Source organism: Microbacterium sp. NPDC079176, from assembly GCF_040686675.1.
Taxonomy (GTDB): domain Bacteria; phylum Actinomycetota; class Actinomycetes; order Actinomycetales; family Microbacteriaceae; genus Microbacterium.
The window spans coordinates 25,487-50,745 of the sequence record NZ_JBFBLM010000003.1; the positions used below are offsets into that span (position 1 = coordinate 25,487).

The window sequence follows — 25,259 nt, forward strand, 5'->3', positions numbered from 1 at the left end:
CTCACTCGTGCTCGGGGAGGATCGGACTCGACCACCCCGGGTCGCGCCCCAGCTGAGCGGCGCGCGAGACGGATGCCGCGCCGAAGCGACCGCGCAGGGTGTCGAGCACCGTGTCGAGTCGTTCGTCGTCGCCCCAGTCGATCGGCAGTTCGGGTGGCGCGTTCTCGGCGCGGTCGAGCTGCGACAGCGAGATCCCGATGAGGGTGATGCCCCGCGCCTCGATCTCGGGCCAGGCCGCGGCGAGCAGCGTCCGCGCGACGTCGAGCAGGATCGCGGTGCGATCGGTCGGCACTCGGAGAGAGCGTGATCGGGTCGCCTTGGCGAAGTCCCCGTAACGAAGGCGCAGCACGACCGTGCGGCAGACGCGCTCGCCGTCGCGGAGCCGGCGGGCGAGCCGGTCGATGATCTGCGTGAGGAAGAGGTCGAGCTCGTCCGCTGTGCGGGCGCGCGAGCCGAGGGCGCGCTGCGAGCCGATCGAGCCGCGGCGCCGGGTCGTGTCGACCGGGCGCGGGTCGCGCAGGCGGGCGAGGGCGTGCAGGTGCGAGCCCGCAGCCTTGCCCAGCACCCGCTCGGCCGTCGCCGCTTCGAGCTCCGCCAGCTGACCGACCGTGTGCACCCCGTAGCGGTGCAGCTTCTCGGCCGTCACCGCCCCGACGCCCCACAGGCGCTCGACCGGCAGCGGCAGCAGGAACTGCTCTTCCCGGTCGGGTTCGACCACGAGCAGCCCATCGGGTTTGCTGACCGCGCTGGCGACCTTGGCGAGGAACTTGGTGCGCGCCACGCCCACCGAGATGGCCAGGCCGACTTCCGCGCGCACCCGATTCCGCAGCCGCACTGCGACTTCTTCGGGGGTGCCGACGATGCGCCTCAGCCCGCCGACCTCGAGAAAGGCCTCGTCGATCGAGAGGCCCTCCACGAGCGGGGTCGTGTCGCGGAAGATCGCGAACACGTCCTTGCTCGCCGCCGAGTACGCCTCCATGCGCGGCGGGACGACGACGGCATCCGGGCAGAGCTCGAGCGCCTGGCGGCCGCCCATCGCAGTGCGCACCCCTCGGGCCTTGGCCTCATAGCTCGCCGCCAGCACCACGCCTCCGCCGACGATGACGGGCCGGCCGCGCAGAGCAGGCGCATCGCGCTGCTCGACCGAGGCGTAGAACGCGTCGAGATCGGCGTGCAGCACGGTGGCTTCGCCCCGCATCGTGTTCTCCCGTCGACGTGCAGATCGTCGCACGGGCCGGGGACATCCGGGCCGGGGCTGTCAGGCCGCGATCAGCCGCGACGACAGCGCGCGGATCCTCTGGCAGAGCGTGTCGAAGGCGCTCTCGAAGGCGGCGGCTGTGCCGACCCTGGCAGGATCCCGCACCGACCAGTGCAGGTCGTCGCCCGTGAGCATCCGCTCGTGCGCGTCGTCGCACACCGTGATCACCAGGTCGTCGTCCGTGCGCACCTCGTCGACGTGGCGGGGTGGCCGCGCCGGGTCGATGATCAGCCCGTGGCGTTCGGCTGTCGCCAGCGCCTCGGGGTTCACCGCGGAGGCGGGCTGGGTGCCGGCGGAGGCCACGTCGATCGCGCTCATGTCGCGCCAGATGACCTCGGCGAGCTGCGATCGTGCCGAGTTCGCGGTGCACACGAACAGCACCCGGCGCGGGGGAGCGACGCTCGGCGGTGCGAGCGTGTCGAACACCTCGGGGCGGAGCCCGATGTAGCTGCGCCGCCTGTCGAACTCCGAGCGCGTGCGCGTGATGATGCGCGCGGACTCGAGGACGCCGAGATGGTGGGCGATCAGATTCGATCTCAGGTCGAGCGTCGTGCCGATCTCCGACGACGAGAGGTCGCCGAGGGTGAGCAGGTCGACGATGCGCAGGCGCGTCTGATCGGCGAGTGCGGCGAAGATCGCCACGCGGCGTTCGAGATCAGTCATCGTTCCCATCCATATCACGGGATGATGGACGTGTCCACGGGTATTGACTCAATCGGTGTTGACCATATTCTGGTCGTCGCGAGACCGCGGACGCGGTCTCGGAGAGGAATGGACATATGGGCATCGGCAGCGGCATCGCGCTCTTCGTCATCGGAGCGATCCTGGTCTTCGCACTCAACATCGACACCGGCGGCTACGTCGATCTCGATCTGATCGGCTACATCCTCATGGGTGCAGGAGTCGTCGTCTTCCTGATCAGCCTCATCCTCACGATGCGCAGCCGTCGCACCGAGACCGTCGACCGCACCGCCGTCGACCCGGCGACCGGCGACCGCGTGACCCGTCGCAGCATGCGCGACAACGAGCCCCTCGCCTGATGTCGGCGTGACCGAGGTGCAGCGCGGCACCGGCGCGATCGTCGTCGGTGTCGCGGCGACCCTCGCCTTCGTCGTGCTGCGGGCGGTGGTCGCCCTCGGCGGTCACGAGCCGCTCGCGATCGACGTCTGGTGGCACGACCTCATGGTCGCGCTGACCAGCGACATCTGGGTCGTCGTCGCCTGGGTCCCGGCAGTGGTCGGCGGCACCATCGGCATGATGGTCGTCGGAGCGCTGCTGATCGCTGCGCTCATCTGGCGCGGTCGGCGGTGGGATGCCGCGACGCTGGCGATCGCGATGGTCGCCGTCGTGGCGATCGGCGCGACCATGGCGGCAGTGATCGGGCGCACGCGACCGGCGGACTCGCTCGCCGAGAGCGTCGCGACGTCCTTTCCATCCGGGCACACGGCTGTCGCCACGACCGTCGTGGTCGTCCTCGCACTGGTGCTCCGTCGTCGATGGGTCTGGGTCGTGGGCGTCGTGTGGGTGCTCCTCATGATGTGGAGCCGCACCTACCTGCATGCCCACTGGCTGAGCGACGTCGTCGCGGGAATGCTCGAGGGCGTCGCCGTCGCCACATTCGTCTGGGCCTGCATGGAGGCGATCCGTGCGCGGCGCCTCGCGTCTGCGACCCCCACTCCCGACACCTCTGAAGAACCGATCGAAAGCACCGTGAATCCATGAACACTCGCGACTCGGCCGCCTCCACCGCGAGAGCCGCCCAGGACTCGACCGCCTTCCGCGTCCTCGCCCGCGTCGGCTACGTCGTGCTCGGCATCCTGCACATCCTCATCGGGGGCATCGCGATCTCGATCGCGACCGGCGGTGGCGGCGAGAACGCCGATCAGGGCGGTGCCATGCAGCAGATCCAGGAGTCTCCCGCCGGCGTGTTCCTGCTGTGGCTGATCGTGCTCGGCCTGCTCGCTCTCGCGATCTGGCAGATCGCCGAGGCGGTCGTCGAGCGCGATCCCGACGCGAAGAAGAAGTGGGCGCACCGGGCGAAGTTCCTCGGCACGGCTGTCGCCTATCTCGCGATCGGCGCGACGGCTCTGGTCTATGCGCTCGGGGGCCAGTCGCAGTCGTCCGAATCCTCCCAGTCGTTCAGCGCGAAGCTGCTCGCGGTGCCGGCCGGCGTCGTGCTCCTCGTGCTCGTCGGACTCGGAGTGGCGGCCGTCGGCGTCGCCTTCGTCGTCCGGGGCATCACTCGCGCGTTCATGGAGCATCTGTCCGTGCCGTCCGGAAAAGCGCGATCCGGCATCGCCGCCTTCGGAACGGCCGGCTATGTCGCCAAGGGCATCGCGGTCGGCGTCGCGGGTGTGCTGTTCGTCATCGCGGCGCTCACGCATGACCCCGAGACCGCCGGCGGCCTGGACTCGGCGCTGCGCGCTCTGGCCGGACTCCCGTTCGGCGCCGTCATCCTGTGGGTGGTCGGTGCCGGCCTCGCTCTGTACGGCCTGTTCTGCTTCGCCCGCGCCCGCTACGCCCGGATGTGAGCTGACCCCGCCCGCATATCGAACCGTGCGCCGCCGCGCAACCCTGCGCCGCGGATCGGCCGAGTCGGCCAGGATGGATCCATGAAGATCGTCTCGTACGCAGGCCAGCAGCTGGTGACCACGGATGACGTGGCGGACTCTCTCGTGACTCTCGCCGCAGCCGTCGCCAAAGAGGGGGAGGCCGACGCCGTCGAGATCCCCATCCTCGTCGGCGGGCGCGAAGACTGCGCCGACCTCGTGATCGGCGTGGGCAACGACCTGCTGGTCGGGCCGCACGAGTTCGATGACGACGAGCCCGACTTCAGCGAGCACGCGGCGAAGCTGCAGGCGCACCGCCTCTATCCCGATTCTCCGGACTCGGGAGAGCACGGCGGCCACAGCGACTGGTACGTCGATGTGGACCTCGACCTCGACGGGTCGGCCGCGACGGCACGCTGACCGCGAGGTTCCTTCGCCGACGGCGGAGGGCACGAGAAAGGTGCCCGCCGCCGTCGGGGTTCCGATCAGTCGGTGGTGAGCAGCACCTTGGTGGCGCGACGCTCGTCCATGGCCCTGTAGCCCTCGGCCGCCTGCTCGATCGGCAGCGTCAGATCGAAGACGGCCCCCGGATCGATCTGATCGGTCATGATGAGGTCGATCAGCTGGGGCAGGAAGCGGCGCACCGGCGCCGGCCCGCCCAGAAGGCTGACGGTCGAGAAGAACAGGTCCAGGCCGTCGAGCTCGACGCCGTGGCTCACGCCGACGTACCCCACGTGTCCACCCGGACGCGTGGCGTGGATCGCCTGCATCATCGACTCCTGGGTGCCGACCGCCTCGACGGTGGAGTGGGCGCCGTACCCTCCGGTGAGCTCCTTGATCTTCGCGACGCCTGCGTCGCCGCGCTCCTCGACGATGTCGGTGGCCCCGAACTTCGTCGCCAGAGCCTGACGGTCGGCGTGGCGGGACATCGCGATGACCCGCTCGGCTCCGAGCTGCCTCGCCGCGAGGATCGCGAGCAGGCCGACGGCTCCGTCGCCGACCACGGCGACGGTCTTGCCCGGCCCCGCCTCGGCGGCCACGGCGGCGAACCATCCGGTGCCCAGGACGTCGGATGCCGCGAGCAGGCTGCGCGTCTGCGCGGGGGTCGGATCGCCCTCGACGGCGACGAGAGTGCCGTCGGCGAGAGGGATGCGGGCGTAGTCGGACTGGGTGCCGACGCCGCCCATCATGACCTGGTGGATGCAGCGCGACTGGAATCCCGCCTGGCAGATCTCGCACGTGTTGTCGGACGCGACGAACGATCCCACGACGAAGTCGCCGACCGCGATGTCACGGACCTCGTCGCCGACCTCCTCGACGACGCCGATGTACTCGTGACCCATCGGTGTGGGGTGGTCCACCGGCTCGATGCCGCGGTAGGGCCAGAGGTCCGAGCCGCAGATGCAGGCGGCGGTGACGCGGATGACCGCATCCGTCGGCTCGACGACGGAAGCGCGGGGGACCTCCTCGACGCGGACGTCTCCGGGGGCGTGCATGACGACGGCGCGCATGGTGCGGGTGCTGACGGTGTCCGTGCTCATGATGTTCTCCTTCAATGGGTGAGGGCGGCGGATGAGGTCGTGTGCGGCGAGTGCCGTGGCGTGCGCCCGCGTGCGGTGCCGATCAGCACCAGGGTGACGGCCGCGAGCACGGTCGCGGAGACGGTGACCACGCCGAGCGGCAGGATGCTCAGGGCACCGGCGACGCCGACGAGCGGGGCGGCGATACCCCCGAAGCCGAACCGCACCATCCCGAGAAGCGACGAGGCGGTGCCGGCGATCTGCGGGTATCCGACCAGAGCGAGGGTGGTGGCCGGGGGAGACGAGATGGAGACGCCCGCGGCGAGGGCGAACAGCGACGCGAGCACGACCCACAGCGGCATCGTCGTGAGTCCGGCGGCGAGCAGGCCGAGAGCACCGGCGGTCGCGACCACGACACCGGCGGCGAGGACGGCGTGCACGTGCCCTCGTTCGGAGAATCGGCCGGCCAGGTGGCCGAAGACCATGAATCCCGCGGAGTTCGCGCCGAACGCGAGGGCGTAACCGAGGGGCGACAGGCCGTAGATGTCCTGCAGCACGAACGTCGCGCCGGACAGGTAGGCGAAGAGCGCGGCGTACATCAGCCCCTGATTCAGGACGGCGCCGACGAAGACGCGGTCTCGCAGGAGCGTCCGATAGTCGCTCAGGGTGCGGGTCAGACCGCCGGTCGACCGTGCCTCGATCGGCAGGGTCTCCCCGAACCGCGCGAGCGCGATGATCAGGATGGCGGCGCCGATGACGGCGAGGAAGACGAAGAGCCCCCGCCAGTCGATGATCGTGTTGAGGAGGCCCCCGAGCAGCGGGCCGACGATCGCCGCGAAGCCGCCGACGACCGTGAGCCGCGCGTAGAAGCGGATCAGCGTCCCGCCGGAGAAGACGTCACGCCCGGCCGCCTGGGCGATCACGATGCCGACGCCGCCGGCGAGTCCCTGCACGAATCGGGCGGCGATCAGCAGCTCGACCGTCGGACTGATCGCGCACAGCATCGACGTGACGATGTACGCCACGATGCCGATGAGCAGGACGCCGCGGCGGCCGTATCGATCCGACACCGGCCCGGCGATGAGCTGACCGGCCGCCAGACCGATGAGGCAGGCGGTCACGGTGAACTGCGCGACCGACGTGGCGGCGCCCAGCGCTGCCGTGAGAGCCGGAAGAGCGGGCAGGTAGAGGTCCATCGAGATCGGCCCGAAGACGGTCAGCAGAAGCAGCAGGGCGGGGAGCACCCGGTCGACGGAGGGGCGGGCTGCGGATGTCATGCTGTCCACTCTGCGCCTGTCGGGTGCTCCGAGGGAGTCCCTGTCGAGGGGTGTACTGCGAGAACCTCCCTCCGAAGCACGGTCGGGGGTAGCGTCCTGAGCATGGACAACAGATCCGAGGTCCGCGAGTTCCTGATGACCCGCCGCGCGCGCGTCGCGCCCGAGTCGGTCGGCATCCCGGCCGGAGGGAACCGACGTGTCGCCGGCCTGCGGCGCAGTGAGGCCGCAGCGCTCGCCGGAGTCAGCGTCGAGTACTACGCGAAGCTCGAGCGCGGCGCGATCGCCGGCGCGTCCGCCGCGGTGCTCGACGCGCTCGCGTCAGCCCTTCGACTCGACGACGCCGAGCGCGCGCATCTGCTCGATCTCGCCCGCGCCGCCGACGGCATCCCGTCGAGCGGCCGCTCGCGTCGCCGGTCGGCGAAGCCCGGGGCTGCACGAACCAGCCTGCAGTGGGCGCTGTCGTCGATCACCGATGCGATCGCGTTCGTCCGCGACCCCCACCAGAACCTGGTCGCCACGAACGATCTCGCCCGAGCCTTCTATTCGCCGGTGATCGGCGACGGCGGCCGCACCCCGAATCTCGCGCGCTTCCAGTTCCTGGACCCGGCAGCGCACGACTTCTATCCCGACTGGGATCTCTTCGCCGAGATGTGCGTCGCGATCATGCGAGCCGAAGCCGGGCGGGATCCGCACGACAAGGGTCTGCAGGATCTCGTCGGCGAGCTGTCGACGCGCAGCGAGACGTTCCGCCGGCTGTGGGCGGCGCACGATGTGCGCATCCACGGCGCGGGCACGAAGCGATTCCGGCATCCGCTCGTCGGCGAGCTGACCCTGGCGTACGAGGAGCTCGCGATCACCGCCGAGCCGGGCAACGTGCTGCTGATCTACTCGGCCGAGCCGGGCTCGCCCTCGGCCGAGCGTCTCGCGCTGCTCGCGTCGTGGTCTCTGGACCAGCGCGTCGTCGAGCCGACCAAGGACGAGAGCCGCGGCTAGCGTCCCACTCCATCGACAGATGGTTGCCTCCGGTCTACAGTTGCACTTTCGCAACCAATAGGCGTATAGTTGACTCTTATCAACTTTCTACACAGGAGCTCTCCACTGTGACACACATCTCACCCACCTCCTCAGGCGACGCGGTGCGCTCGCCTCGCGAGGTCTTCACCGCGATCTCGGGCCTCGTCGTCGGCATGTTCGTCGCCGTGCTCTCGGGCACCGTGGTGTCGACCTCCATGCCGGTCATCATCGCCGACCTCGGCGGCACCCAGTCGCAGTACACCTGGGTCATCACCGCCAGCCTCCTCGCGACCGCCGTCTCGACCCCCATCTGGGGCAAGCTCGCCGACCTCGTCGATCGCAAGATCCTCGTGCAGCTGTCGCTGATCATCTTCACGGTCGGCACCGTGATCGCCGGCTTCTCGACCGACACCAACATGCTCATCGCGGTCCGCGTGATCCAGGGCATCGGCGTCGGCGGACTGATGTCGCTCGTGATGATCGCGGTCGCCCTCATCATCTCGCCGCGCGAGCGCGGCAAGTACATGGGCGTGGTCGGCGGAATCATGGCCCTCGGCACCATCGGCGGCCCGCTGCTCGGCGGACTCCTCACCGACGTCTGGGGCTGGCGCTCCAACTTCTTCGTCGGCGTGCCCTTCGCCATCCTCGCCCTCGTGCTGCTGCAGTTCACCCTGCACCTGCCCAAGCCCCAGCGCGACCGCAAGGTGTCGATCGACTACTTCGGCATCGTGCTGCTCGCGGTCGGCGTCTCGACCCTGCTCATCTGGGTCTCGATGGGCGGCAGCCAGTTCGACTGGGACTCCTCGACCAGCATCATGCTCGCCGTCACCGCGGGTGTCGCGATCGCCGCGTTCATCACCGTCGAGTTCTTCGTCAAGGAACCGATCGTGCCGATGTCGCTGTTCCGCAACCGCACCTTCACGCTGTCGGTCATCGCGTCGATCGCCATCGGCGTCTCGATGTTCGCGACCTCGGTGTTCCTCGCCCAGTACTTCCAGCTCGCCCGCGGTGCCACACCGACCGAGTCCGGCCTCATGACGATCCCGATGATCGTCGGACAGATGGGTGCGTCGATCATCATCGGCCAGCTCGTCAGCCGCTTCGGCAAGTGGAAGGGATGGATGCTCACGGGCTCCGTGCTGACCACGATCGGCGTCAGCCTGATGGCGACCCTGCGCTACGACACCCCGTTCCCGCTGGTCGCGACCTACATGTTCGTGCTCGGCGCAGGTCTCGGCATGGTCATGCAGAACCTCACGCTCATCGTGCAGAACGACACCGCGCCGCAGCAGCTGGGCGCCGCCTCGTCGAACGTCAACTTCTTCCGCACGATCGCCGGCACCATCGGCGTGACGGTCATGGGTGCCTCGCTCTCGACCAGCGTCGGCAACTACATCTCCGACGCGCTCGAGGGATTCACTCCCACGACGCCCGATGAGATCGACGCGCTGAAGCACCTCGCCTCTGGCGATGTGCCCAAGGTCACGCAGCTGCCCGACACGATCCGCACGATCGTCGAGGGAGCCTACGGCCACGGCATCGCGGATGCGTTCATCATCGCCATTCCGCTCGCAGTGATCGCCATCATCGCGATCGCGTTCATCAAGAACAAGCCGCTGTCGACGAAGAACGCCGCCGAGCAGCTGCGCGAGCAGGCCGAGGAGTCCGTTCTCGAGGTCTCCGAGGCCGAGGTCGGCGCCACCATGTCGACCGGAGCCATCCGCATCTCGGGCACCGAGTCCGCCTCACCCTCGACCGGCTCGGTGACGACCGTGCTCGAGCGCGACGAGCGGGAGTCGGGGCGCTGACATGGTCACCTCCGAAGCGGCGGCGCCCGCCGACGTCGACACCGCCCTCGGCGACCTCCAGACGCATCTGAACCTCATCTTCGCGAGGACTCGGACGCTCTGGAGGGAGTCGGCGGCGCGCATCGACCCCGAGCTGCAGGTGGGCGGCTACAAGCTGCTGACCTTCATCGATCGGGCGGGCTCCGCCAGCGCTCACGAGCTCGCCGAGCGCTTCGAGATGGACAAGTCCGTCATCAGTCGCCAGGTGCGGATGCTGGAGGAGCTGGGCCTGATCGAGTCGAGGCCGGACGAGCGTGACGGCCGGCTGCGGGTCCTGACGGCGACGCCGTCGGCCTGCTCCGCCCTCACCGAGCTGCGCAGCGACCACGCCTCGCGCCTGCGCACGGTCGTGGCCGAGCTCACGCAGGACGAGATCCACGCGGCATCCAAGGTGTTCCGTCTGCTCTCAGAGGTCTGACCGAGAGCCCGGGCCGATCACGCGACGTGTCGGCCCGGGTTGTCGAGAGCGATATTCTGTGGTTCAGTCGAATGTCTTGACTTCGCGATTCGGCGTCCCAAGACCGTAAAGAACGGTACTTCGGATGAACTGGATCGCCTCCAACCTCGGATTGATCTTCGATCTGACGATCAATCACGTGCGTCTGGCGATCATTCCGATCATCCTCGGCTTCCTGATCGCGGTGCCGCTGGGCTGGGTGGCCAGCCGCAATCGCGTGGCCCGGACGTTCATCATCACGACGGGCAGCCTGCTCTACACGATCCCGTCCCTGCCGCTCTTCGTCATCCTGCCGGTCATCCTCGGCACCCGGATCCTCGATGACACGAACCTGGTCGTGGCGCTGACGATCTACGCGGTCGCGATCATGCTGCGCTCGGCGACCGACGCCTTCGGATCGGTCGATCGGTCGATCATCGAGTCGGCGAAGGCCATCGGCTTCTCGCGCAGCGGCCGGTTCTGGCGCGTCGAGTTCCCTCTCGCCGGCCCCGTGCTGATCGCCGGCCTCCGCGTGGTCTCCGTGTCGACCATCGCCCTCGTCTCGGTGGGCGTGATCATCGGCTCGGAGAACCTCGGCTACCTCTTCCAGAACGGCAAGCAGCGCGGCATCCTCGAGGAGGTCGTCGTCGGGATCGTCATGAGCCTGCTCATCGCTCTCGTCTTCGACCTGATCCTCGTGGCGATCGGGCGGGTCCTCATGCCCTGGAGCCGCGCCGCCGGCGTGCGCGGCACGAGCGGCGACCCGACCGACCCCGACCCCGCGACCGACAGTGTCAGCACCCGTCGAGTGCTCGCGCCCCCGGGGGCCGGTGTCCGATGAACTTCTTCCTCGACGCCATCGCCTGGATCCTCGACCCCGCCAATTGGGTGCCGGGCTCGCAGAGCCCGCTGCCCATCGGCGACCGACTCGTCGAGCACCTCATCTACTCGGGCGTCTCGCTCGTCATCGCGATGCTGATCGCTCTGCCGCTCGGCTTCTACATCGGGCACACCGGGCACGGTCGCCAGTTCGTGATCGGCTTCACCGGTGCGATGCGCGCTCTCCCGACGCTCGGGCTCCTGTTCTTCCTCACGATGGTGCTGCGCTCCGGTCTCAGCACCACTCCGGCCGTCCTCGTCGGCTCCGTCGTCGCTTTCGTGCTGCTGGCGATCCCGTCGCTGCTCGCCGGCGCCTACGCCGGGCTCGAGAGCGTCAGCCGCGAGTCGATCGATGCGGCGCGCGCGATCGGGATGACCGAGATGCAGATCCTCCGCAAGGTCGAGATCCCTCTCGGGCTGCCGGTGATCATCGGCGGGATCCGCTCGGCCACGCTGCAGGTCATCGCGACCGTGACGATCGCGTCGTACGTCGGACTCGGCGGCCTCGGGCGGATCATCTCGTCGGGCATCGGCCTCAACGACTACACCGTGATCCTCGGCGGGGCGCTCCTGGTGACCGTTCTCGCGCTGAGCGTCGACGGCGTCTTCGCGCTCCTCCAGCGCCTCACCCGTACTCGGGGGCAGACGAGCCGTCCCCTCCGCAGTGTGCAACGAAACAGGTCGGATGCCGCTGTGGCGCCGATCGTCGACGAAAGGACCCCCGCATGACCTCTCGAGCCCGTAAGACCTGGCTGACGGCCTGCCTGCTCGCCGTCAGCACCACCGTCGTGCTCGCCGGCTGCGCGACCGCCGACCCGACGTCCTCGGGCGGTGACGCCGCCGAGGGCGACGCGATCGTCGTGGGCTCCTTCGCCTTCCCCGAGAGCGAGATCCTCGGCGAGATCTACGCGCAGGCGCTCGAGGCCGAGGGCTTCGACGTCTCGACCAAGTTCAACATCGGTCCGCGCCAGCAGACGATCCCCGCGCTGCAGGACGGGTCCATCAACCTCATCCCGGAGTACAACGGCAACCTGCTGGCCTACTACGACACGGCATACGAGGAGCGGACGACCGAGGACGTCGATGCGGCGCTGCCGGATGCGGTGGGCGCGGACGACCTGCAGGTGCTCGACTCGGCCGAGGCCGAGGACAAGGACGCCTACGTGGTGACGAAGAAGACCGCCGAGGACAACGACCTGACGGCCATCGGCGACCTGAAGGCTCTCGAGCCGTTCTCCCTGGCGTCGAACCCGCAGTTCGGCGAACTCGGCTACGGGATCCCGGGGCTGCGCGACGTCTACGGCGTGGGCGTCGAAGCGGGACAGGTCACGTTCGTCCCGTACGAGGACTTCGGCGGTCCCGACACGGTGCAGGCGCTCGTCGACGGCACGGTGCAGGTGGCCGACATCTACACGACGTCGCCGGCGATCAAGTCCGAGGACCTCGTCGTCCTCGAGGACCCGGAGAACATGATCTCGGCGCAGAACGTCATCCCGCTGCTCTCGAAGGACATCTACACCGACAAGCTCGCCGAGGTGCTCAATGCGATCTCCGCGAAGCTCACCACCGACGACCTGATCGATCTGCGCGAACGGGTCGAGGGCGACGAGAAGGCGTCGGCTGCGACCGCGGCGGAAGAATGGCTCACCACCGCAGGTCTGCTCGACAAGTGATCGTGCGGACGGATCACGAGTCGGTGATCTGATCGAAGCCCCGCCAGCACAGCGCCGGCGGGGCTTCATCGTAAGCTGGCGAGCATGAGTGCCTCGTCCGACGAAGTCGCCCCGATAGACGGCGCCGCAACCCCTGACCTCGATCAGGCGATCTCGAGGGTCGAGCACGAGCTGGGCAGGCTCTTCGCCCGCATCCGGGTGAGCTGGCGCGAAGCCGCGACCACCGTGCACCCCGACCTGCAGCCTCTCGGATACCAGGTGCTCACGTCGATCGCCACCGGCAAGGCGACCTCGGCCGGCGCGATCATCGAGCGCCTGCAGACCGACAAGTCGGCCGTCAGTCGGCACGTGCGCCAACTCGAGCAGCTCGGTCTCGTCGAGAGCGTCCCCGACCCGGACGATCGCCGCGCGCGGGTGCTCGTCGCCACGGAGCTGGCGCAGGAGCGGGTGGCCCTCGCCCGCGCTCGGTACGAAGAGCGCCTCGGCGAGAGGCTGCGCCGCTGGACGGCCGAGGATCTCGACCACTTCGCGGAGCTGCTCGCCGCCTTCGGCGACTGAGCCGAAGGCGGCGGACCATTCGCCACGGGGGCTGGACGCAGACGCGAGCCCGGACGAGACTGATCTCACGACTAGGGGAATGAGGAACAGTCATGGCATACAGGGTCGGATACTTCGTCGGAAGCCTCTCGTCCACCTCGATCAACCGCATCCTCGCGACGGCGCTGATCAGGCTGGCGCCGGATGATCTCGAGTTCTTCGAGATCCCGATCCGAGACCTCCCTCTCTACAGCCAGGACTATGACGCCGACTACCCCGCGGTGGCCGTCGATCTGAAGGAGTCCATCGCCTCGGCGGATGCCGTGCTCTTCGTGACGCCCGAGTACAACCGCTCGATCCCCGGCGGCCTCAAGAACGCGATCGACTGGGCGTCGCGGCCGTGGGGGCAGAACTCCTTCGACCACATCCCCGCCGCGGTGATCGGCGCCTCGGTGGGCGCGATCGGCACGGCGGTCGCCCAGCAGAGCCTGCGCGGGGTGCTGAGCTTCTGCAACGCCCGTCAGATGACGGCGCCCGAGGCCTACATCCAGTTCTCGCCCGACACCTTCGCCGATGACGGGACGGTCCACAACGAGGGCACCGCGACCTTCCTCCGCGACTACCTGGTCGAGTTCCGAGACCACATCGAACGCGTGCTCACGGTGCTGCCGCGCGACACCGACGTGTGAACCCGGGGGCGCGAGCCGCGTAGCCTGAACCACATGACGCTCACGAAAGCCCGCACCGCCGCAGAGGTCGTCGACTGGCGACGCCGTGTCTTCGCCCTCTACGACGCCGTGCGTCGGGCGGACTCCGCCGAAGACGCGCACGAGCTCTGGCGCATCGAGCGCGACGACCTGCTGCTGCACCATGCGGCGACCCCGCTGATGGCCGACGATCGACCGCTGTTCGAAGGGCTCCCGATCGCGTCGTACGATCCGCAGTGGCGCTTCGAGCTGCCGATCCTCGAGGCCGAGCCCGGGGGCTTCGAGTTCGCGACCGGCACCGACGGCGTGGTTCCCTTCGAGCGCATCGGCAGGGTCGAGGTCCCCGACACCGGGTCGCTCGACGTGTGGCGTCTGACGACCTACGGCGGCGGGATCTTCATCCCCGTGCGCGACGCTCTCGCCGGTCGTCCGGGAGGAACCTACGGAGGCGGCCGCTATCTGATCGACACGATCAAGGGCGCCGACCTCGGGTCGGATGCCGAGCGCGGCACGATCGTGCTCGACTTCAACTTCGCCTACAACCCCTCGTGCGCCTACGACCCGGCGTGGGCCTGCCCGCTCGCCCAGCCGGGCAATGTGCTCGAGGTCGCGGTGCCCGTGGGGGAGATGTACGGCCGCGTCGCCGACTGAGCATCCGGTCTGCGTATCTCCGCAGGGGAATACTCGGCACCCCAGGGCGCTTGTCCCTGAGCGTGACCCTCTTCGAATCGGCCGTCTTCGGCGCCCTCCCGCTGTCCAACCGCGTCGTCATGGCGCCGCTCACCCGCACCCGTGCGGACGACGACGGTGTGCCCACCGAGACGATGGTGGAGTACTACCGCCAGCGCGCGGGCCAGGGTCTCATCATCTCCGAGGGCACGTGGCCGGCTGCCGAGGGCAAGTCGTACTCCGGGCAGCCCGGCATCGTCACTCCCGCGCAGATCGACGGATGGCGGCGGATCGCCGACGCCGTGCACGAGGCCGGCGGCACGATCGTCATGCAGCTGATGCACGGCGGCCGCGTCTCGCACCCCGAGATCTCCGGTGAGCCGCGCGTCGTGGGCCCGAGCGCGCTCGCCGCCCCCGGCCAGACGCACACCCCGGTCGGCAAGGTCGACATGCCGGTCGCTCACGCTCTCACGCTCGACGAGATCCCGATGGTCGTCGAGCAGTTCGTGCAGGCCGCACGCAACGCGATCGCCGCGGGCTTCGACGGCGTCGAGGTGCACGGCGCGAACGGCTACCTCGTGCAGGAGTTCCTCTCGCCGGTGTCGAACATCCGTGACGATCAGTACGGCGAATCGCCCGAGAACCGCGCGCGGTTCGCGATCGAGGTCACGTCGGCGGTGGCTGAGGCGGTCGGGGCCGACCGCACCGGCATCCGTCTGTCGCCGCAGCACAACATCCAGGGCGTCCTCGAGGAGGACGACGCCGACGCACTCGCCACCTACCTCGCCGTCGCCGAGGGCCTCGCACCGCTCGGCCTCGCATTCATCGACGTGCTCAGTGCCGTGCCGACCAGCGAGCTCGTGCAGCGCATCCGCCGCACGGCCGGTGCCCCGCTGATCGTCAACTCCGGATTCGCCGCGCAGACCACCCGCGACGAGGCCGAGATGCTCGTCTCGGAGGGGTGGGCCGACGCCGTGGCAGCGGGCCGTCCGGTGATCGCGAACCCCGACCTCGTCGAGCGCTGGCGTCAGGACGCCGAGCTCAACGAGCCGCGCCCCGCGCTGTTCTACGGACGCACGGCCGAGGGATACACGGACTACCCGTCGCTCGAGACCGTGCGCGCCGACGCCTGACGCGCGCGGCTGCGCGAAGTACCCCTGTCGGCGCGGAATATCGGGGCGTACTGTGACCGCATGGTCACCGACGATCCCACTGTCACCAACCCCGATCACTACCGCACGCTCTGGGAGAACGATCTCGTGCGCGTGCTCGAGTACACGGATGAGCCGGGCGACCGCACGACTCCTCACGATCATCCGAACAGCGTGATGGTGACCCTCAGCGATTTCTCGCGCCGTCTGTCAGCGGGGGAGCGCACCTTCGACACGTCGTTGACCGCGGGTCAGGCCGTCTGGCTGCCGGCCCAACGCCACTGGGGAGAGAACACGGGCGCGACGTCGACGCACACCATCCTCGTCGAGTTGAAGGGCGACGCCGCGGGGGAGCCCGGCGGCGGCGCGCTCGGACCCCAGGTCTGAGTCGCTCGCGTCGTTCGGCTCAGCGCCGGACGACCCGCGCCCGGTTCTTCGCGACGCTGCTGAGGGTGGCGCGCACGGGCGTTCCCAGATACAGGCCGAGCGATGCGCCCGAAGCCAGTGCGATTCCGATCACCGCGGCATCGACCAGAGAGCCGCCGATGCCGACGACCCCGGATGCCGACCCTGCCGCGTGGATCATCTCGAGCAGGCCCTGGAACACCGCGACACCGGGCACGAGCGGCACGATCGCGGCCGTGGTGACCGCGACCGACGGGACGTGCAGCTTCACCGCGATCAGCATCCCGATGAAGCTCGCGAGCAGGGCGCCGATCGCGCTCGCCGCAGCCGGATGCAGGTTCAGACCGACCATCGTCGAATAGCCGGCGATGGTGACGGCGCTGAGCAGCGCGCTGACGAGGATGATCCGAAGACCCGCGCCGTTGAAGACGGCGACGGCGATCGCGATGATGATCGCCCCCGCGAACTGGTTCAGGAGCGGACCGAACGGGGCCGGGTCATCGGGCAGACCCATCGTGAAGCCGAGCACGCTGCCGAGTTCGAGGCCGACGAGGATGCCGATCACGACTCCGAGCGTCTGCATCGTCAGATCGAGGATGCGTCCGCCTGCGGTGAGCGCGAATCCGTCGATCGCATCCTGAGCGGCCCCCACCACGGTGAGTCCGGCGAGCATGAGCACGATTCCCGACGCGACGATGATCGATGGTCGGATGCCGACGAAGGGCTCGATACCGGCGGCCCCGAGGGCCGAGACGGCGACCGCGACGACCGTGGTGACGAACCCTCCGGCGATCTGACTGAAGAACAGCGGAACGCGCACGCGCGCGAGGCCGGCCTGGGTCAACGCCGCGCAGAGCGCCGCGATGAACGTGAGCCCGACGATGAGCGGCGAGGCCCCGAGCATGATGCTCACTCCGACGGCGAGCAGCGCTCGTGCCACGATGACCACCGGCTGCTGGTAGCCGAAGGGCACGCGCCGCAGGGCGCGGAACGTCGAGCGGGCCGATTCGAGATCCAGTCCGTCGTCGATGTCGGCGACCAGGGCCTGCACTCTCTGCAGCTTGGCGTGGTCGGGGGCGGCGACGCGCACGACCCGCACGAGCGTCTCGGGCCAGACCTCGCCGCTCAGGTGGAACGAGACCGTGATCGAGTTGTAGGTGACATCGACCTGCACGTCCCGCATGCCGTACGCGGCGCAGATGCGGGTGATGGCGAGCGTGACCTCGTGCGCCGAGGCGCCGACCCCGAACATCGATTCGCCGATGCGGGTCGCGAGGTCGAGCACACGCGGCACGGTGCGTTCGTCGATGATCGGCATCGCCTCGGTGTGGGCGACGGATGAGGGATCGGTGTGCAGGATCCTGCGCACGGAGGCGAGCAGTCGCCGCTGGGGATTCGGGGACACGATCCCATTCTTCCTCCTCGCGACCGGTGCATCCGACGCCGCGAGGACTGGGGAGGAGAAGATCCGTCAGGCCTGCGCCGGAACCTCGACGCGCTCGACCGGCGGCGCCGTGCCTTCGGCCGGCTCGCTCACCAGGCGCAGACCGCCGGGGGCGTTCGCCGTGAACGCCAGCGCTTCGATCCACGCGCGGTTGATCTGCGGCTGACGGCTCCCGCTGTACTTGAAGACGAGGGAGCTGCCGGCGTGCACCCAGACAGTCGTCCGACCGCCGCCGACAGCCATGTCCTCGCGCCAGGAGAACGAGAAGGGCTCGCCTCTCCTGAGCTTCGCCGTCATCACGAGCTGCAGGTGCGTGAGCGCCCTGTCCTCGATGTCCGATTTGACGGTGCCCTCGTAGATGAACTTGCCCATGATGATCTCCCCAGTACGCCACAGTGCCCGCGAGACGAGGCGTATCGAATGATCACCGATGGTGGGTCCAGTTTCCCATATTCCGATGTGCACCGCGACTGTCGAACGTTCAGGAACCGCCTGTCAACCCTCTGTCCCTTCGCGCGCCGTCGATGGAGGGTGGCCCTTCGACACGTAACGAGGAGGATGACGATGAAGGCACTCACCTGGCAGGGAACGCGCAACGTGGCGGTCGAGGAGGTACCGGATCCGACCATCGAGCACGCCACCGATGCGATCGTCCGGATCACCTCCTCGGCGATCTGCGGTTCCGACCTGCACCTCTACGAACTGCTCGGACCGTTCCTCGACAAGGGCGACATCCTCGGCCACGAGCCGATGGGGGTCGTGGTGGAGGTGGGCAGCGGTGTGCGCGACCTCGCGGTCGGCGATCGCATCGTCATCCCCTTCAACATCTCGTGCGGGCACTGCTTCTTCTGCCTGCGCGGCCTGCAGTCGCAGTGCGAGACGACGCAGGTGAAGGAGTACGGCAGCGGCGCCGCGCTGTTCGGCTACACCAAGCTCTACGGCCAGGTGCCGGGCGGGCAGGCCGAATACCTGCGCGTCCCGCTCGCCGACTACAACCACATCAAGATCGCGTCCGATCTCCCCGATGAGCGGTACCTGTACCTCAGCGACATCCTGCCGACGGCCTGGCAGGGTGTGGAGTACGCGAACGTGCCGGAGGGCGGGACGCTCGCGGTGATGGGGCTCGGCCCCGTCGGGCAGTTCGCAGCCCGCATCGGAGCGCACCGCGGATACCGGGTGCTGGCCGTGGACCCGGTCGCGGAACGCCGGGAGATGGCGGCACGCCACGGAGTCGAGGTCTTCGACCTCACGGATGACGTCGTGGCCGAGCTGCGGGACCTCACCGACGGGCGCGGCGCGGATTCCGTGGTCGACGCCGTGGGCATGGAGGCGCACGGCAACGCCGGCGTCGCCCTCGTGCAGAAGGCCGTCGGACTGCTGCCGGATCCGGCCGCCCGCGCCGTGTTCGACAAGGCCGGGATCGACCGACTCGCCGCCGTGTACGCATCGATCGACGTCGTGCGCCGGGGTGGCATGGTGTCGCTCAGCGGCGTCTACGCGGGCGATGCCGACATCCTGCCGATGAAGACCCTGTTCGACAAGCAGATCGGCATCCGTATGGGCCAGTGCAACGTGAAGCGCTGGACCGACGATCTGATGCCGCTCGTCGAAGACCTCTCCGACCCCCTCGGCGTGATGGATCTGATGACCCACGATGCTCCGCTCGAGGATGCGCCGGAGCTGTATCGCACCTTCCAGCGCAAGGAGGACGGCTGCATCAAGGTCGTGCTGCGACCGTCTGCCGCGTGAGGGTCAGGCGGCGGCCCCGACACCCGGGGCCGCCGCCTGCGTCTGCTCGACGCGACCGCGGATGAAGAACAGGCAGATCACGCCGACGACGATCACCACGATGTTGCCGAGGTTCGCGATCGAGCCGAACGCGCTCTCCGCCGGGTAGGTCGTGTGCAGGAAGATGCTCGGGTCGGTGCTGGCGTGCAGCAGGATCGGTGCGACGATGGTCCCGGTCACGCGCATCGCGAGGTACATGCAGATGCCGAACGCGAAGGTGTAGGCCAGCTGGATGAGGGTCGCGAACAGGGACTGGCCGGTGAGCAGATTGCCGGCGTGGAGCAGGGCGAACAGGGCCGAGGAGATCACCGCGACGACGAGCTCACGCTGACCCGCCTTGCGCAGCAGGTTCACCACGAGGCCGCGCGTCAGCACCTCCTCGGCGAAGCCGATGAACAGTCCGGCGAGGAGCCAGGTCGCGACGACCTCGAATCCGGCCGCTCCGTAGTCGATGGCGAACATGTGGAGCACGTTGAAGAGGAGCACGACGGCTACCGCGATCCACATCCATCCGCGTCCGCGGATCGGCTGCGGACGGAAGATCTCACCCAGCCAGCCGACGGATGCCGCGAAGCCGATGAGCAGCAGGCAGCCGACGAGAACCGGGATCGCGTAGAACACGAGGATCCCCGCCGCGCTCTGCGGATCCTCGATCTGAGCCGCGAACGGGGTCAACAGCAGCGACAGCCCGTTGTAGAGCACGAAGTAGACGACCACGAGGATGACGGCCCGCCACCAGCCGCCCTGTTCCCAGAAGCGTCGCCAGGCGGACTGCGTCACATCGGCCATCGTGCATCCCTCCGCATCCGCGGAGGTCGCGGCTCACGACCCAATATATGGGCAGGAGCGGGTCAGGACGCACGCCCCTCTGCGAGGTAGGCGAGGCGGTGCAGGGTCTCGGAATTGCGCCAGCGCAGCAGGGGAGCGGTCACCAGACCGGGCAGCAGCGTGGCGGGGCCGTTCACGGGTTCCTCGTCGATGCGCACCATCGTGCCGCCGTCATACGACCGCACCCGCAGAGTGACGCGGGCCTCGCCGATCGGCCAACCCTTCGCGCGCATGACCATGCGGTTCGGCGGCGACCATTCCTCCACCACGGACGTGTCGTCGAGCAGAGCGGGCCAGACGCCGACCGAGTGATGCAGCTCAGCGCCCGGCTGCGGCCACGACTCATCGACGTCGCGCATGCGCGAGGCGCCCACCACCCACGCCGGGTACAGCCAACCGTTGCCCAGCACCCGGAAGACATCGTCGGGCTGACAGTCCATCGTGCGCACGTTCTTCGCCATGTCGGAACTCCTCTCGCGTCGTGACGATGATCGCGTGGCTTCCGATTCGCAGACAGGGGGTTGACGACCGCGCGTGGGGGAGTGCGGGTCGCGCGGCACGAGTGAGGCACTAGCACAGAGGCCCCGCTCGCGCCTCCCCCTGGTTCGGCGACCACGTCTCTGCGAACGTCGCAGCATGGCACTCATCGACATCCCCGCGCGTGCGGCGCGAAAGCTCGGCGCACTGGCACAGGACGACGCTCCCACCCTGCTGACCCGCGGCTACGGGTTCGGGGCACGGATCTGGCGACGGGTGCCGCCGGGTGCGAGATCGGCGCCGATGCGGCTGCTCGGCAGTGACGCGGTCTTCGTCAGGGGAGTGGAGGGGGTCGAGCTCTTCTACGACGAGACCCGCATCGCGCGCTCCGGAGCCATGCCCGCGATCGTGCAGGAGAGCCTGTTCGGGCACGGCTCCGTGCACAGCCTCGACGGCACAGCCCACCGGCACCGCAAAGCCGCCTTCGTCGGCGCCCTCTATGAGGACGAGCAGGTCGCACGACTCACGCCCTGGCTCGAGCGCGAATGGCAGAGCGAGCGCCGGGCGTGGCTCGACGGCGGCACCCGCAGCGCCTACGACGCGGCCGTCGGCGCGCTGGGCCGGGCGATCATGGGCTGGGCGGGTGTGCCGGGCACGCCGGCGGCCCAGACCCGATGGGCGGCGCGGCTCGCCCAGATCGTCGACGGCTTCGGCTCGCCGTACTCGCCGGTGTACGTCGCCGCCCTGGCGAACCGGTGGTGGTCCGACCGTCATTCCGCTCGGCTCATCGAGGCGGTGCGGCACGGCTCGCTGCGCGCCGAATCGGGCACGGCGCTCGAGGTATGGGCGCATCACCGCGACGAGGACGGCGAGCTGCTCCCGGCGCGCGTCGCCGGTGTCGAGCTGCAGAACAGCATCCGTCCGATGATCGCAGTCGCCCGGTTCGTGGCATTCGCCGCGAAGGAGCTGCACGAGCGTCCCGACTGGCGCGAGCGCATCGCGGCCGAGGCCGTCGAGCGCGGGTCGGTCGTCGGCGGACCGCTGTCGATCATGTTCGCGCAGGAGATCCGTCGCACCTCTCCCTTCGTGCCGATGCTTCCCGGTTGGGCCACCGCGGACATCGAAATCGACGGTCAGACGGTGGATGCCGGAGGACGCGTCGTCCTCGACCTGCAGGGCACCAACACGGACGACCGCTTCTGGGCGCGTCCCCAGCGGTTCGACCCCGAGCGCTTCCGCGACATCGAGGACTACGAAGCGCTCGCCGCATTCGTTCCTCATGGTGGCGCCGACGTCCCGACGGGGCACCGCTGCCCGGGCGAGAAGCTCGCGATCGCAGGGCTGGCCGCGGCGATCACGGTGCTCAGCGACCCCGACCTGCGGATCCTCGACGAAGGGCTCGACGTCGGCCGGCGTCGGCTGCCCACCAAGCCGCGGTCCGGCGGTGCGGTGCGCTCGGCGGCATCCGTATCGGCATCGTCATCGGCACCCGCGTCCCGTGGGTGCCCCTTCCACTGAGCGGGTGAGCGCGTTCTGTCAAGGGGCGCGCATCGGCTGCTCCGCCTCGGCACGGACTCCCCCTAACTGGTGCGGTGGGCGTCCTGCCGTCCGGGGTCTCGCTCCGAGCACGGTCAGTCGCGGCCCGAGGTGTCGACGCCCTGGGGGAGCTCCTCCACCGGGACGACGACGACATCCTGCACCTTCCAGTCGAGGTCGGTGATGCGCGTTGCGAGGTCGGTGACGTCGCCCATCGACACCTTTCCGCGATGCGGCACGACGAACGCCTCGATGTGGAAGACCTGCCCCTGATCCCGCATCCGCACTCCCGCCTCCGTGACCCAGGGGCGGGAGCGCATGGTCGAGATCACGTCACCGGCGAGCGGATGCGGGTGCTTGCTGTCGTACGTCCTGGCGCGCTGGTCCATGAGATCGATCACGGCGGTCTTGGTGTTGCGCCAGCCGTCCCACACGATCCCGAGCGAGATCACGAGAGCCGCAGCGCCGTCGAGCCACCACACGCCGGCACCCACACCGAGCACGCCGACGATCGAGGCGACCGTGGTCTGCCAGTCGGCCTTGGCCATGTCGGCGTCGGCGAAGAGCAGCTTGTTGTGAAGCACGGGCGCGAGCTTCGCCTTCGCCGGTCCGTAGAAGAACACCGGGCCGACGATGACCACGGCCATCACGGCGACCATCAGCCAGCCGAGCCAGATCGTCTGCCCGAACAGCTGCACCGTGCCGATGGTCGGGTGCTCGCGGGCGATGAGCCCGGTCACCGCTTCGACCGCCAGATTGAGTCCGACCGCCAGCAGGGCGACGCCCGCCACGAGGTGTCCGATTCCCATCACGCGGTGCAGGCCGTAGGGATGCTTGACCGAGGGGCGCTTGCGGATGAAGATCAGCGCGACGAGGAAGGCGATCTGCGGGATCAGCGACAGCATGTCCTCGATCCACGCGGTGCGCATCGCCTGCGAGTTGCCGACGACCAGGGCGATCACCGCGATCGTCACCGACGTGTAGGCGATGGTGAACCATTCCCACCCGATCGCTCGGCGGAGCGCTGCGCGCTGCTCGTCTGGCAGCTCGGTGCGGCCGATCCGCTGCACGGTCATCGCGACCCCACCGCCTCGTCGAGGTGACGTTCGAGAGTGCTGAGGAACGCGTTCTCGCCGAGTGGCACGAGCATCACGATCTCGCGACCGTCGGCTCCGTCGATCTCGGGATAGCCGCGGGTGACCCCGGCCTTGTCGATCCAGGGGGTGTCAGAGGTGAAGCCGCCCGCCACGAGGTCGAGGTCGCCGCGCTCGAGCATCCGGACCAGCGTCTCCTCCGACCCGTAGGTCCAGTCGATGTCGGCGTCGATGCTGTCGGCGAAGCCTGTCACGAGGTCGGCGATGCTTCCTGTGGGGGTGTCCCGATCAGTGTCGACCAGCCCGGGATCGGCCGAGACGCCGACCCTCAGGTCAGCGCCGGTCGCCGACGCGAGAGTGCCGTCCGGGTCGGCCGGGATAGTCAGGCCGCAGCCCGAGAGTGCGGCGGCGAGCAGCAGCGCCACTGCGGCCGAGACGGCGCGGCGGGGAGTCCACGTCGATGCGTTCACGACGACATGGTGCCCCCGCAGGGCGGCGGTGAGAACCGGGTTGACGCCCGATGTGGCGCGGAGTATGCCGCTGGCGTGAGCCGGGGTCGGTGTCCTCATGCCGCTCGACGACGGTGATCCACCGGTACGGTAGGGCACATGTCACAGGCCCTCCGCACGTTCGGGCGCATCCTCGCCCGACACTGGCCTGCGCTCATGGCCTGGTATCTCGGGGGCGAGGCGCTGCATCGCGTACTGATCGAGCTCGCCGGCTTCGTCGGCGGTCACACCACGCTCGGGGGCCTGCTGCTGCTGCCGCTGGCGGTCGCCGCCCGACTCGTCGCGTACGTCGCGATGTATCTCACTGTGCGCCCCTCCTTGCCGCACAGCCGGAGGGAGGATGCCGGTGGCCTCCGCGAGTTCGCCTCCGCGACTCTCGCCGCGATCCTGCCGTTCTTCGCCTTCTACACCGCGTGGGGTCTGCTCGATGCCGACCAGATCGAGTTCTTCCAGATCGCGAGCGCGATCGCGCTGGCCGATTCCGGGTACGACCTCGTCCAGATGGGCGATCGCGGTGGTGTCATCGCGGTCGGCGTGCTGCCGGTGACGGTGCTCGTGATCGCGTTGATCGCACGACTGCTCTTCACGCGCTTCGCCGACCGGCTGCCGCGGTGGACGATCATCCTGGCCACCTATGCCGAGGTGCTGTGGACCTTCATGCTCTTCACACTCGTCGCACGGTGGTGGGTCAGCGTCCTGGACTGGTTCGGTGAACGAGAGGCGGCCGGGTGGCTGCAGAGCCTCGGCGACTGGTTCTCGGTGAACATCGAACCCATCGCCGCCGTATGGGAAGGGGCGACCTGGCTGGCCGGAATCCTCGTCGCCGCACTCCTCGTCCCCGCGGCCTGGCTCACGGTCGCCGGTGTGATCTTCGGCACGACCTTCGACTCGACTCCGCCGTTCGCACGCGTCGGCGGGGGAGCGGCGCGAGGGGCGGTCCTGAGCATCGCGCGCACGCTGGTGATGCGACTCGAAGGCCTCTGGGCTGCCGTCGCGGTGATCTGGCGTGGCGGGCCATTGCTCTTCGGCGTCTACGCACTGGCCTACGCCGCGTGGGGCTTCGCCGAGCAGGCGGGCACCCGGGGAGTCCTGCTGCTGATCGGGGGCCACGAATCGTCGTTCTGGGCGGGGTTCTTCCCGCTCGTCACCGTCGCCATCGGTGCCGTCGCCGAACCGCTCAGGGTGGCGATCGTCGCCACGGCCTATGACGCCGTCATCGGCCGGCCCCGGTCTGGCCTCGACACCCGCCCGTCAGGGCTCGATACGGAAGCGGGCGAGGTCGTCGTCACTGCCCTCGATATCGAGCAGGAACGGGCCATCGGCGTCGTCGGGAAGCAGGAAGGTCAGCAGGATGCGGTACGACGCCGGCTCGGCGATGCATGAGCTCTCGCCCTCGTCGTAGGGCACATCGAGGTCTGCGCGAGAGCTGAGCCAGGTGCGATCGGCGTCGATCTCTGTGAGCGTCGTCTGTCCGCAGAGCGATGCCGCGGATCCGCCGCTCGACGACAGTCGGACGCTGAGGGTGCGGGTCCCCGCAGGCGCCTCGAACTCCGCCCATTCCGTGGGCCCGAGCGTGAGGGTCTGTCCGGCGATGTCGACCGTCGTGTCGGCGTCGATCACCCGATCCGTCGGCCGGATGCTCGGCGCGATGTCGAGCCATG

28 protein-coding genes are annotated in these 25,259 nt (G+C 69.1%); 18 read left to right on the plus strand and 10 right to left on the minus strand.

What is annotated here, in order from left to right; genetic code table 11:
• Position 1 precedes the first annotated feature (1 nt).
• Together dinB and AB0P11_RS07430 are read right to left on the minus strand one after the other, a co-directional pair.
• Positions 2-1,198, minus strand: a complete 1,197-nt coding sequence (gene dinB / locus AB0P11_RS07425) for a DNA polymerase IV (RefSeq protein WP_285364610.1) — start codon at positions 1,196-1,198, stop codon at positions 2-4.
• 60 nt (positions 1,199-1,258) lie between these two features.
• Positions 1,259-1,921, minus strand: a complete 663-nt coding sequence (locus AB0P11_RS07430; RefSeq protein ID WP_315985312.1) for a helix-turn-helix domain-containing protein — start codon at positions 1,919-1,921, stop codon at positions 1,259-1,261.
• Between the two features lie 116 nt (positions 1,922-2,037).
• Between AB0P11_RS07430 and AB0P11_RS07435 the strand changes: the two genes are divergently transcribed.
• The 4 genes from AB0P11_RS07435 to AB0P11_RS07450 all read left to right on the plus strand — a co-directional run bounded on the left by AB0P11_RS07435 (position 2,038) and on the right by AB0P11_RS07450 (position 4,227).
• Positions 2,038-2,298 (plus strand): DUF6458 family protein, encoded by a 261-nt coding sequence (locus AB0P11_RS07435; protein ID WP_053097641.1) that lies wholly within the window; start codon positions 2,038-2,040, stop codon positions 2,296-2,298.
• A 7-nt stretch (positions 2,299-2,305) separates the two neighbouring features.
• Complete coding sequence (locus AB0P11_RS07440) at positions 2,306-2,980, plus strand: phosphatase PAP2 family protein (protein WP_363520944.1); 675 nt, start codon at positions 2,306-2,308, stop codon at positions 2,978-2,980.
• The gene (locus tag AB0P11_RS07445; RefSeq protein WP_053097639.1) at positions 2,977-3,789 is read left to right on the plus strand and encodes a DUF1206 domain-containing protein; all 813 of its coding nucleotides are present in this window, start codon (positions 2,977-2,979) and stop codon (positions 3,787-3,789) included. Before AB0P11_RS07440 ends, AB0P11_RS07445 begins: the two co-directional genes overlap by 4 nt.
• Before the next feature lie 81 nt (positions 3,790-3,870).
• Positions 3,871-4,227, plus strand: a complete 357-nt coding sequence (locus AB0P11_RS07450; RefSeq protein WP_056279548.1) for a hypothetical protein — start codon at positions 3,871-3,873, stop codon at positions 4,225-4,227.
• A gap of 65 nt (positions 4,228-4,292) precedes the next feature.
• Here the strand turns inward: AB0P11_RS07450 and AB0P11_RS07455 are convergent, their stop codons facing one another.
• Both AB0P11_RS07455 and AB0P11_RS07460 read right to left on the minus strand, forming a co-directional pair.
• Positions 4,293-5,318, minus strand: coding sequence for a zinc-dependent alcohol dehydrogenase family protein (locus AB0P11_RS07455; RefSeq protein WP_056280243.1), 1,026 nt, complete (start codon positions 5,316-5,318; stop codon positions 4,293-4,295).
• Positions 5,319-5,359: 41 nt separating this feature from the next.
• A complete protein-coding gene (locus AB0P11_RS07460) occupies positions 5,360-6,604 on the minus strand; it encodes a multidrug effflux MFS transporter (RefSeq protein WP_363520949.1) in 1,245 nt (414 codons plus the stop codon).
• 102 nt (positions 6,605-6,706) lie between these two features.
• Here AB0P11_RS07460 and AB0P11_RS07465 point away from each other — a divergent pair, with 102 nt between their 5' ends.
• The 11 genes from AB0P11_RS07465 (at position 6,707) to AB0P11_RS07515 (ending at position 15,904) form a co-directional block, all read left to right on the plus strand.
• The gene (locus AB0P11_RS07465; RefSeq protein WP_285364616.1) at positions 6,707-7,597 is read left to right on the plus strand and encodes a helix-turn-helix transcriptional regulator; all 891 of its coding nucleotides are present in this window, start codon (positions 6,707-6,709) and stop codon (positions 7,595-7,597) included.
• A 107-nt stretch (positions 7,598-7,704) separates the two neighbouring features.
• Positions 7,705-9,426: an MDR family MFS transporter gene (locus AB0P11_RS07470; protein WP_082297877.1), complete on the plus strand. Its 1,722-nt coding sequence runs from the start codon at positions 7,705-7,707 to the stop codon at positions 9,424-9,426.
• A 1-nt stretch (position 9,427) separates the two neighbouring features.
• On the plus strand, positions 9,428-9,883 hold the full coding sequence (locus AB0P11_RS07475) for a MarR family transcriptional regulator (protein ID WP_053097635.1): 456 nt from the start codon (positions 9,428-9,430) through the stop codon (positions 9,881-9,883).
• A gap of 124 nt (positions 9,884-10,007) precedes the next feature.
• Complete coding sequence (locus AB0P11_RS07480) at positions 10,008-10,742, plus strand: ABC transporter permease (RefSeq protein WP_363520953.1); 735 nt, start codon at positions 10,008-10,010, stop codon at positions 10,740-10,742.
• Positions 10,739-11,509: an ABC transporter permease gene (locus tag AB0P11_RS07485; RefSeq protein WP_053097632.1), complete on the plus strand. Its 771-nt coding sequence runs from the start codon at positions 10,739-10,741 to the stop codon at positions 11,507-11,509. The genes AB0P11_RS07480 and AB0P11_RS07485 overlap by 4 nt, the downstream gene beginning before the upstream one ends.
• On the plus strand, positions 11,506-12,453 hold the full coding sequence (locus AB0P11_RS07490; protein ID WP_363520957.1) for an ABC transporter substrate-binding protein: 948 nt from the start codon (positions 11,506-11,508) through the stop codon (positions 12,451-12,453). The genes AB0P11_RS07485 and AB0P11_RS07490 overlap by 4 nt, the downstream gene beginning before the upstream one ends.
• A gap of 84 nt (positions 12,454-12,537) precedes the next feature.
• Positions 12,538-13,011, plus strand: coding sequence for a MarR family transcriptional regulator (locus tag AB0P11_RS07495; protein ID WP_072591758.1), 474 nt, complete (start codon positions 12,538-12,540; stop codon positions 13,009-13,011).
• Between the two features lie 92 nt (positions 13,012-13,103).
• Positions 13,104-13,679 carry an NADPH-dependent FMN reductase gene (locus AB0P11_RS07500; RefSeq protein ID WP_053097629.1) on the plus strand — a complete coding sequence of 192 codons (576 nt, stop codon included), beginning with the start codon at positions 13,104-13,106 and terminating at the stop codon, positions 13,677-13,679.
• Positions 13,680-13,712: 33 nt separating this feature from the next.
• Positions 13,713-14,348 (plus strand): DUF1684 domain-containing protein, encoded by a 636-nt coding sequence (locus AB0P11_RS07505; RefSeq protein WP_056279558.1) that lies wholly within the window; start codon positions 13,713-13,715, stop codon positions 14,346-14,348.
• A 62-nt stretch (positions 14,349-14,410) separates the two neighbouring features.
• On the plus strand, positions 14,411-15,499 hold the full coding sequence (locus tag AB0P11_RS07510) for an alkene reductase (protein ID WP_363520961.1): 1,089 nt from the start codon (positions 14,411-14,413) through the stop codon (positions 15,497-15,499).
• A 60-nt stretch (positions 15,500-15,559) separates the two neighbouring features.
• Positions 15,560-15,904: a hypothetical protein gene (locus AB0P11_RS07515; RefSeq protein WP_053097626.1), complete on the plus strand. Its 345-nt coding sequence runs from the start codon at positions 15,560-15,562 to the stop codon at positions 15,902-15,904.
• A gap of 19 nt (positions 15,905-15,923) precedes the next feature.
• Here the strand turns inward: AB0P11_RS07515 and AB0P11_RS07520 are convergent, their stop codons facing one another.
• Together AB0P11_RS07520 and AB0P11_RS07525 are read right to left on the minus strand one after the other, a co-directional pair.
• Positions 15,924-17,327: a threonine/serine exporter family protein gene (locus AB0P11_RS07520; RefSeq protein ID WP_053097625.1), complete on the minus strand. Its 1,404-nt coding sequence runs from the start codon at positions 17,325-17,327 to the stop codon at positions 15,924-15,926.
• A gap of 66 nt (positions 17,328-17,393) precedes the next feature.
• Complete coding sequence (locus AB0P11_RS07525) at positions 17,394-17,738, minus strand: hypothetical protein (protein ID WP_053097624.1); 345 nt, start codon at positions 17,736-17,738, stop codon at positions 17,394-17,396.
• Between the two features lie 192 nt (positions 17,739-17,930).
• Here AB0P11_RS07525 and AB0P11_RS07530 point away from each other — a divergent pair, with 192 nt between their 5' ends.
• Entirely contained in the window at positions 17,931-19,115 is a 1,185-nt protein-coding gene (locus AB0P11_RS07530) for an alcohol dehydrogenase catalytic domain-containing protein (protein ID WP_056280245.1), read from the plus strand.
• 3 nt (positions 19,116-19,118) lie between these two features.
• Here the strand turns inward: AB0P11_RS07530 and AB0P11_RS07535 are convergent, their stop codons facing one another.
• Both AB0P11_RS07535 and AB0P11_RS07540 read right to left on the minus strand, forming a co-directional pair.
• The gene (locus tag AB0P11_RS07535) at positions 19,119-19,943 is read right to left on the minus strand and encodes a CPBP family intramembrane glutamic endopeptidase (protein ID WP_363520967.1); all 825 of its coding nucleotides are present in this window, start codon (positions 19,941-19,943) and stop codon (positions 19,119-19,121) included.
• Between the two features lie 62 nt (positions 19,944-20,005).
• Entirely contained in the window at positions 20,006-20,443 is a 438-nt protein-coding gene (locus tag AB0P11_RS07540) for an SRPBCC family protein (protein WP_363520970.1), read from the minus strand.
• A gap of 175 nt (positions 20,444-20,618) precedes the next feature.
• Here AB0P11_RS07540 and AB0P11_RS07545 point away from each other — a divergent pair, with 175 nt between their 5' ends.
• Positions 20,619-21,977 (plus strand): cytochrome P450, encoded by a 1,359-nt coding sequence (locus tag AB0P11_RS07545; protein WP_363520973.1) that lies wholly within the window; start codon positions 20,619-20,621, stop codon positions 21,975-21,977.
• Positions 21,978-22,090: 113 nt separating this feature from the next.
• On the opposite strand, the gene AB0P11_RS07550 is transcribed toward AB0P11_RS07545, so the two are convergent.
• Both AB0P11_RS07550 and AB0P11_RS07555 read right to left on the minus strand, forming a co-directional pair.
• Entirely contained in the window at positions 22,091-23,071 is a 981-nt protein-coding gene (locus AB0P11_RS07550; RefSeq protein ID WP_072591753.1) for a cation transporter, read from the minus strand.
• On the minus strand, positions 23,068-23,658 hold the full coding sequence (locus AB0P11_RS07555) for a hypothetical protein (RefSeq protein ID WP_363520977.1): 591 nt from the start codon (positions 23,656-23,658) through the stop codon (positions 23,068-23,070). The genes AB0P11_RS07550 and AB0P11_RS07555 overlap by 4 nt, the downstream gene beginning before the upstream one ends.
• Positions 23,659-23,697: 39 nt before the next feature.
• On the opposite strand from AB0P11_RS07555, the gene AB0P11_RS07560 reads away from it, so the two are divergent.
• Positions 23,698-24,981 carry a hypothetical protein gene (locus AB0P11_RS07560; protein WP_363520980.1) on the plus strand — a complete coding sequence of 428 codons (1,284 nt, stop codon included), beginning with the start codon at positions 23,698-23,700 and terminating at the stop codon, positions 24,979-24,981.
• The last annotated feature ends 278 nt before the right edge of the window (positions 24,982-25,259 follow it).

Coding starts and splice junctions, on each gene's coding strand:
- AB0P11_RS07450 (WP_056279548.1), top strand. CDS start 3,871: ATGAAGATCGTCTCGTACGCAGGCCAGCAGCTGGTGACCACGGATGAC.
- AB0P11_RS07485 (WP_053097632.1), top strand. CDS start 10,739: ATGAACTTCTTCCTCGACGCCATCGCCTGGATCCTCGACCCCGCCAAT.
- AB0P11_RS07545 (WP_363520973.1), top strand. CDS start 20,619: ATGGCACTCATCGACATCCCCGCGCGTGCGGCGCGAAAGCTCGGCGCA.
- AB0P11_RS07540 (WP_363520970.1), bottom strand. CDS start 20,443: ATGGCGAAGAACGTGCGCACGATGGACTGTCAGCCCGACGATGTCTTC.
- AB0P11_RS07455 (WP_056280243.1), bottom strand. CDS start 5,318: ATGCGCGCCGTCGTCATGCACGCCCCCGGAGACGTCCGCGTCGAGGAG.
- AB0P11_RS07505 (WP_056279558.1), top strand. CDS start 13,713: ATGACGCTCACGAAAGCCCGCACCGCCGCAGAGGTCGTCGACTGGCGA.
- AB0P11_RS07430 (WP_315985312.1), bottom strand. CDS start 1,921: ATGACTGATCTCGAACGCCGCGTGGCGATCTTCGCCGCACTCGCCGAT.
- AB0P11_RS07460 (WP_363520949.1), bottom strand. CDS start 6,604: ATGACATCCGCAGCCCGCCCCTCCGTCGACCGGGTGCTCCCCGCCCTG.
- AB0P11_RS07500 (WP_053097629.1), top strand. CDS start 13,104: ATGGCATACAGGGTCGGATACTTCGTCGGAAGCCTCTCGTCCACCTCG.
- AB0P11_RS07480 (WP_363520953.1), top strand. CDS start 10,008: ATGAACTGGATCGCCTCCAACCTCGGATTGATCTTCGATCTGACGATC.
- AB0P11_RS07435 (WP_053097641.1), top strand. CDS start 2,038: ATGGGCATCGGCAGCGGCATCGCGCTCTTCGTCATCGGAGCGATCCTG.
- AB0P11_RS07495 (WP_072591758.1), top strand. CDS start 12,538: ATGAGTGCCTCGTCCGACGAAGTCGCCCCGATAGACGGCGCCGCAACC.
- AB0P11_RS07465 (WP_285364616.1), top strand. CDS start 6,707: ATGGACAACAGATCCGAGGTCCGCGAGTTCCTGATGACCCGCCGCGCG.
- AB0P11_RS07530 (WP_056280245.1), top strand. CDS start 17,931: ATGAAGGCACTCACCTGGCAGGGAACGCGCAACGTGGCGGTCGAGGAG.
- AB0P11_RS07560 (WP_363520980.1), top strand. CDS start 23,698: ATGTCACAGGCCCTCCGCACGTTCGGGCGCATCCTCGCCCGACACTGG.
- AB0P11_RS07490 (WP_363520957.1), top strand. CDS start 11,506: ATGACCTCTCGAGCCCGTAAGACCTGGCTGACGGCCTGCCTGCTCGCC.
- AB0P11_RS07550 (WP_072591753.1), bottom strand. CDS start 23,071: ATGACCGTGCAGCGGATCGGCCGCACCGAGCTGCCAGACGAGCAGCGC.
- dinB (WP_285364610.1), bottom strand. CDS start 1,198: ATGCGGGGCGAAGCCACCGTGCTGCACGCCGATCTCGACGCGTTCTAC.
- AB0P11_RS07445 (WP_053097639.1), top strand. CDS start 2,977: ATGAACACTCGCGACTCGGCCGCCTCCACCGCGAGAGCCGCCCAGGAC.
- AB0P11_RS07515 (WP_053097626.1), top strand. CDS start 15,560: ATGGTCACCGACGATCCCACTGTCACCAACCCCGATCACTACCGCACG.
- AB0P11_RS07535 (WP_363520967.1), bottom strand. CDS start 19,943: ATGGCCGATGTGACGCAGTCCGCCTGGCGACGCTTCTGGGAACAGGGC.
- AB0P11_RS07525 (WP_053097624.1), bottom strand. CDS start 17,738: ATGGGCAAGTTCATCTACGAGGGCACCGTCAAATCGGACATCGAGGAC.
- AB0P11_RS07555 (WP_363520977.1), bottom strand. CDS start 23,658: ATGAGGACACCGACCCCGGCTCACGCCAGCGGCATACTCCGCGCCACA.
- AB0P11_RS07475 (WP_053097635.1), top strand. CDS start 9,428: ATGGTCACCTCCGAAGCGGCGGCGCCCGCCGACGTCGACACCGCCCTC.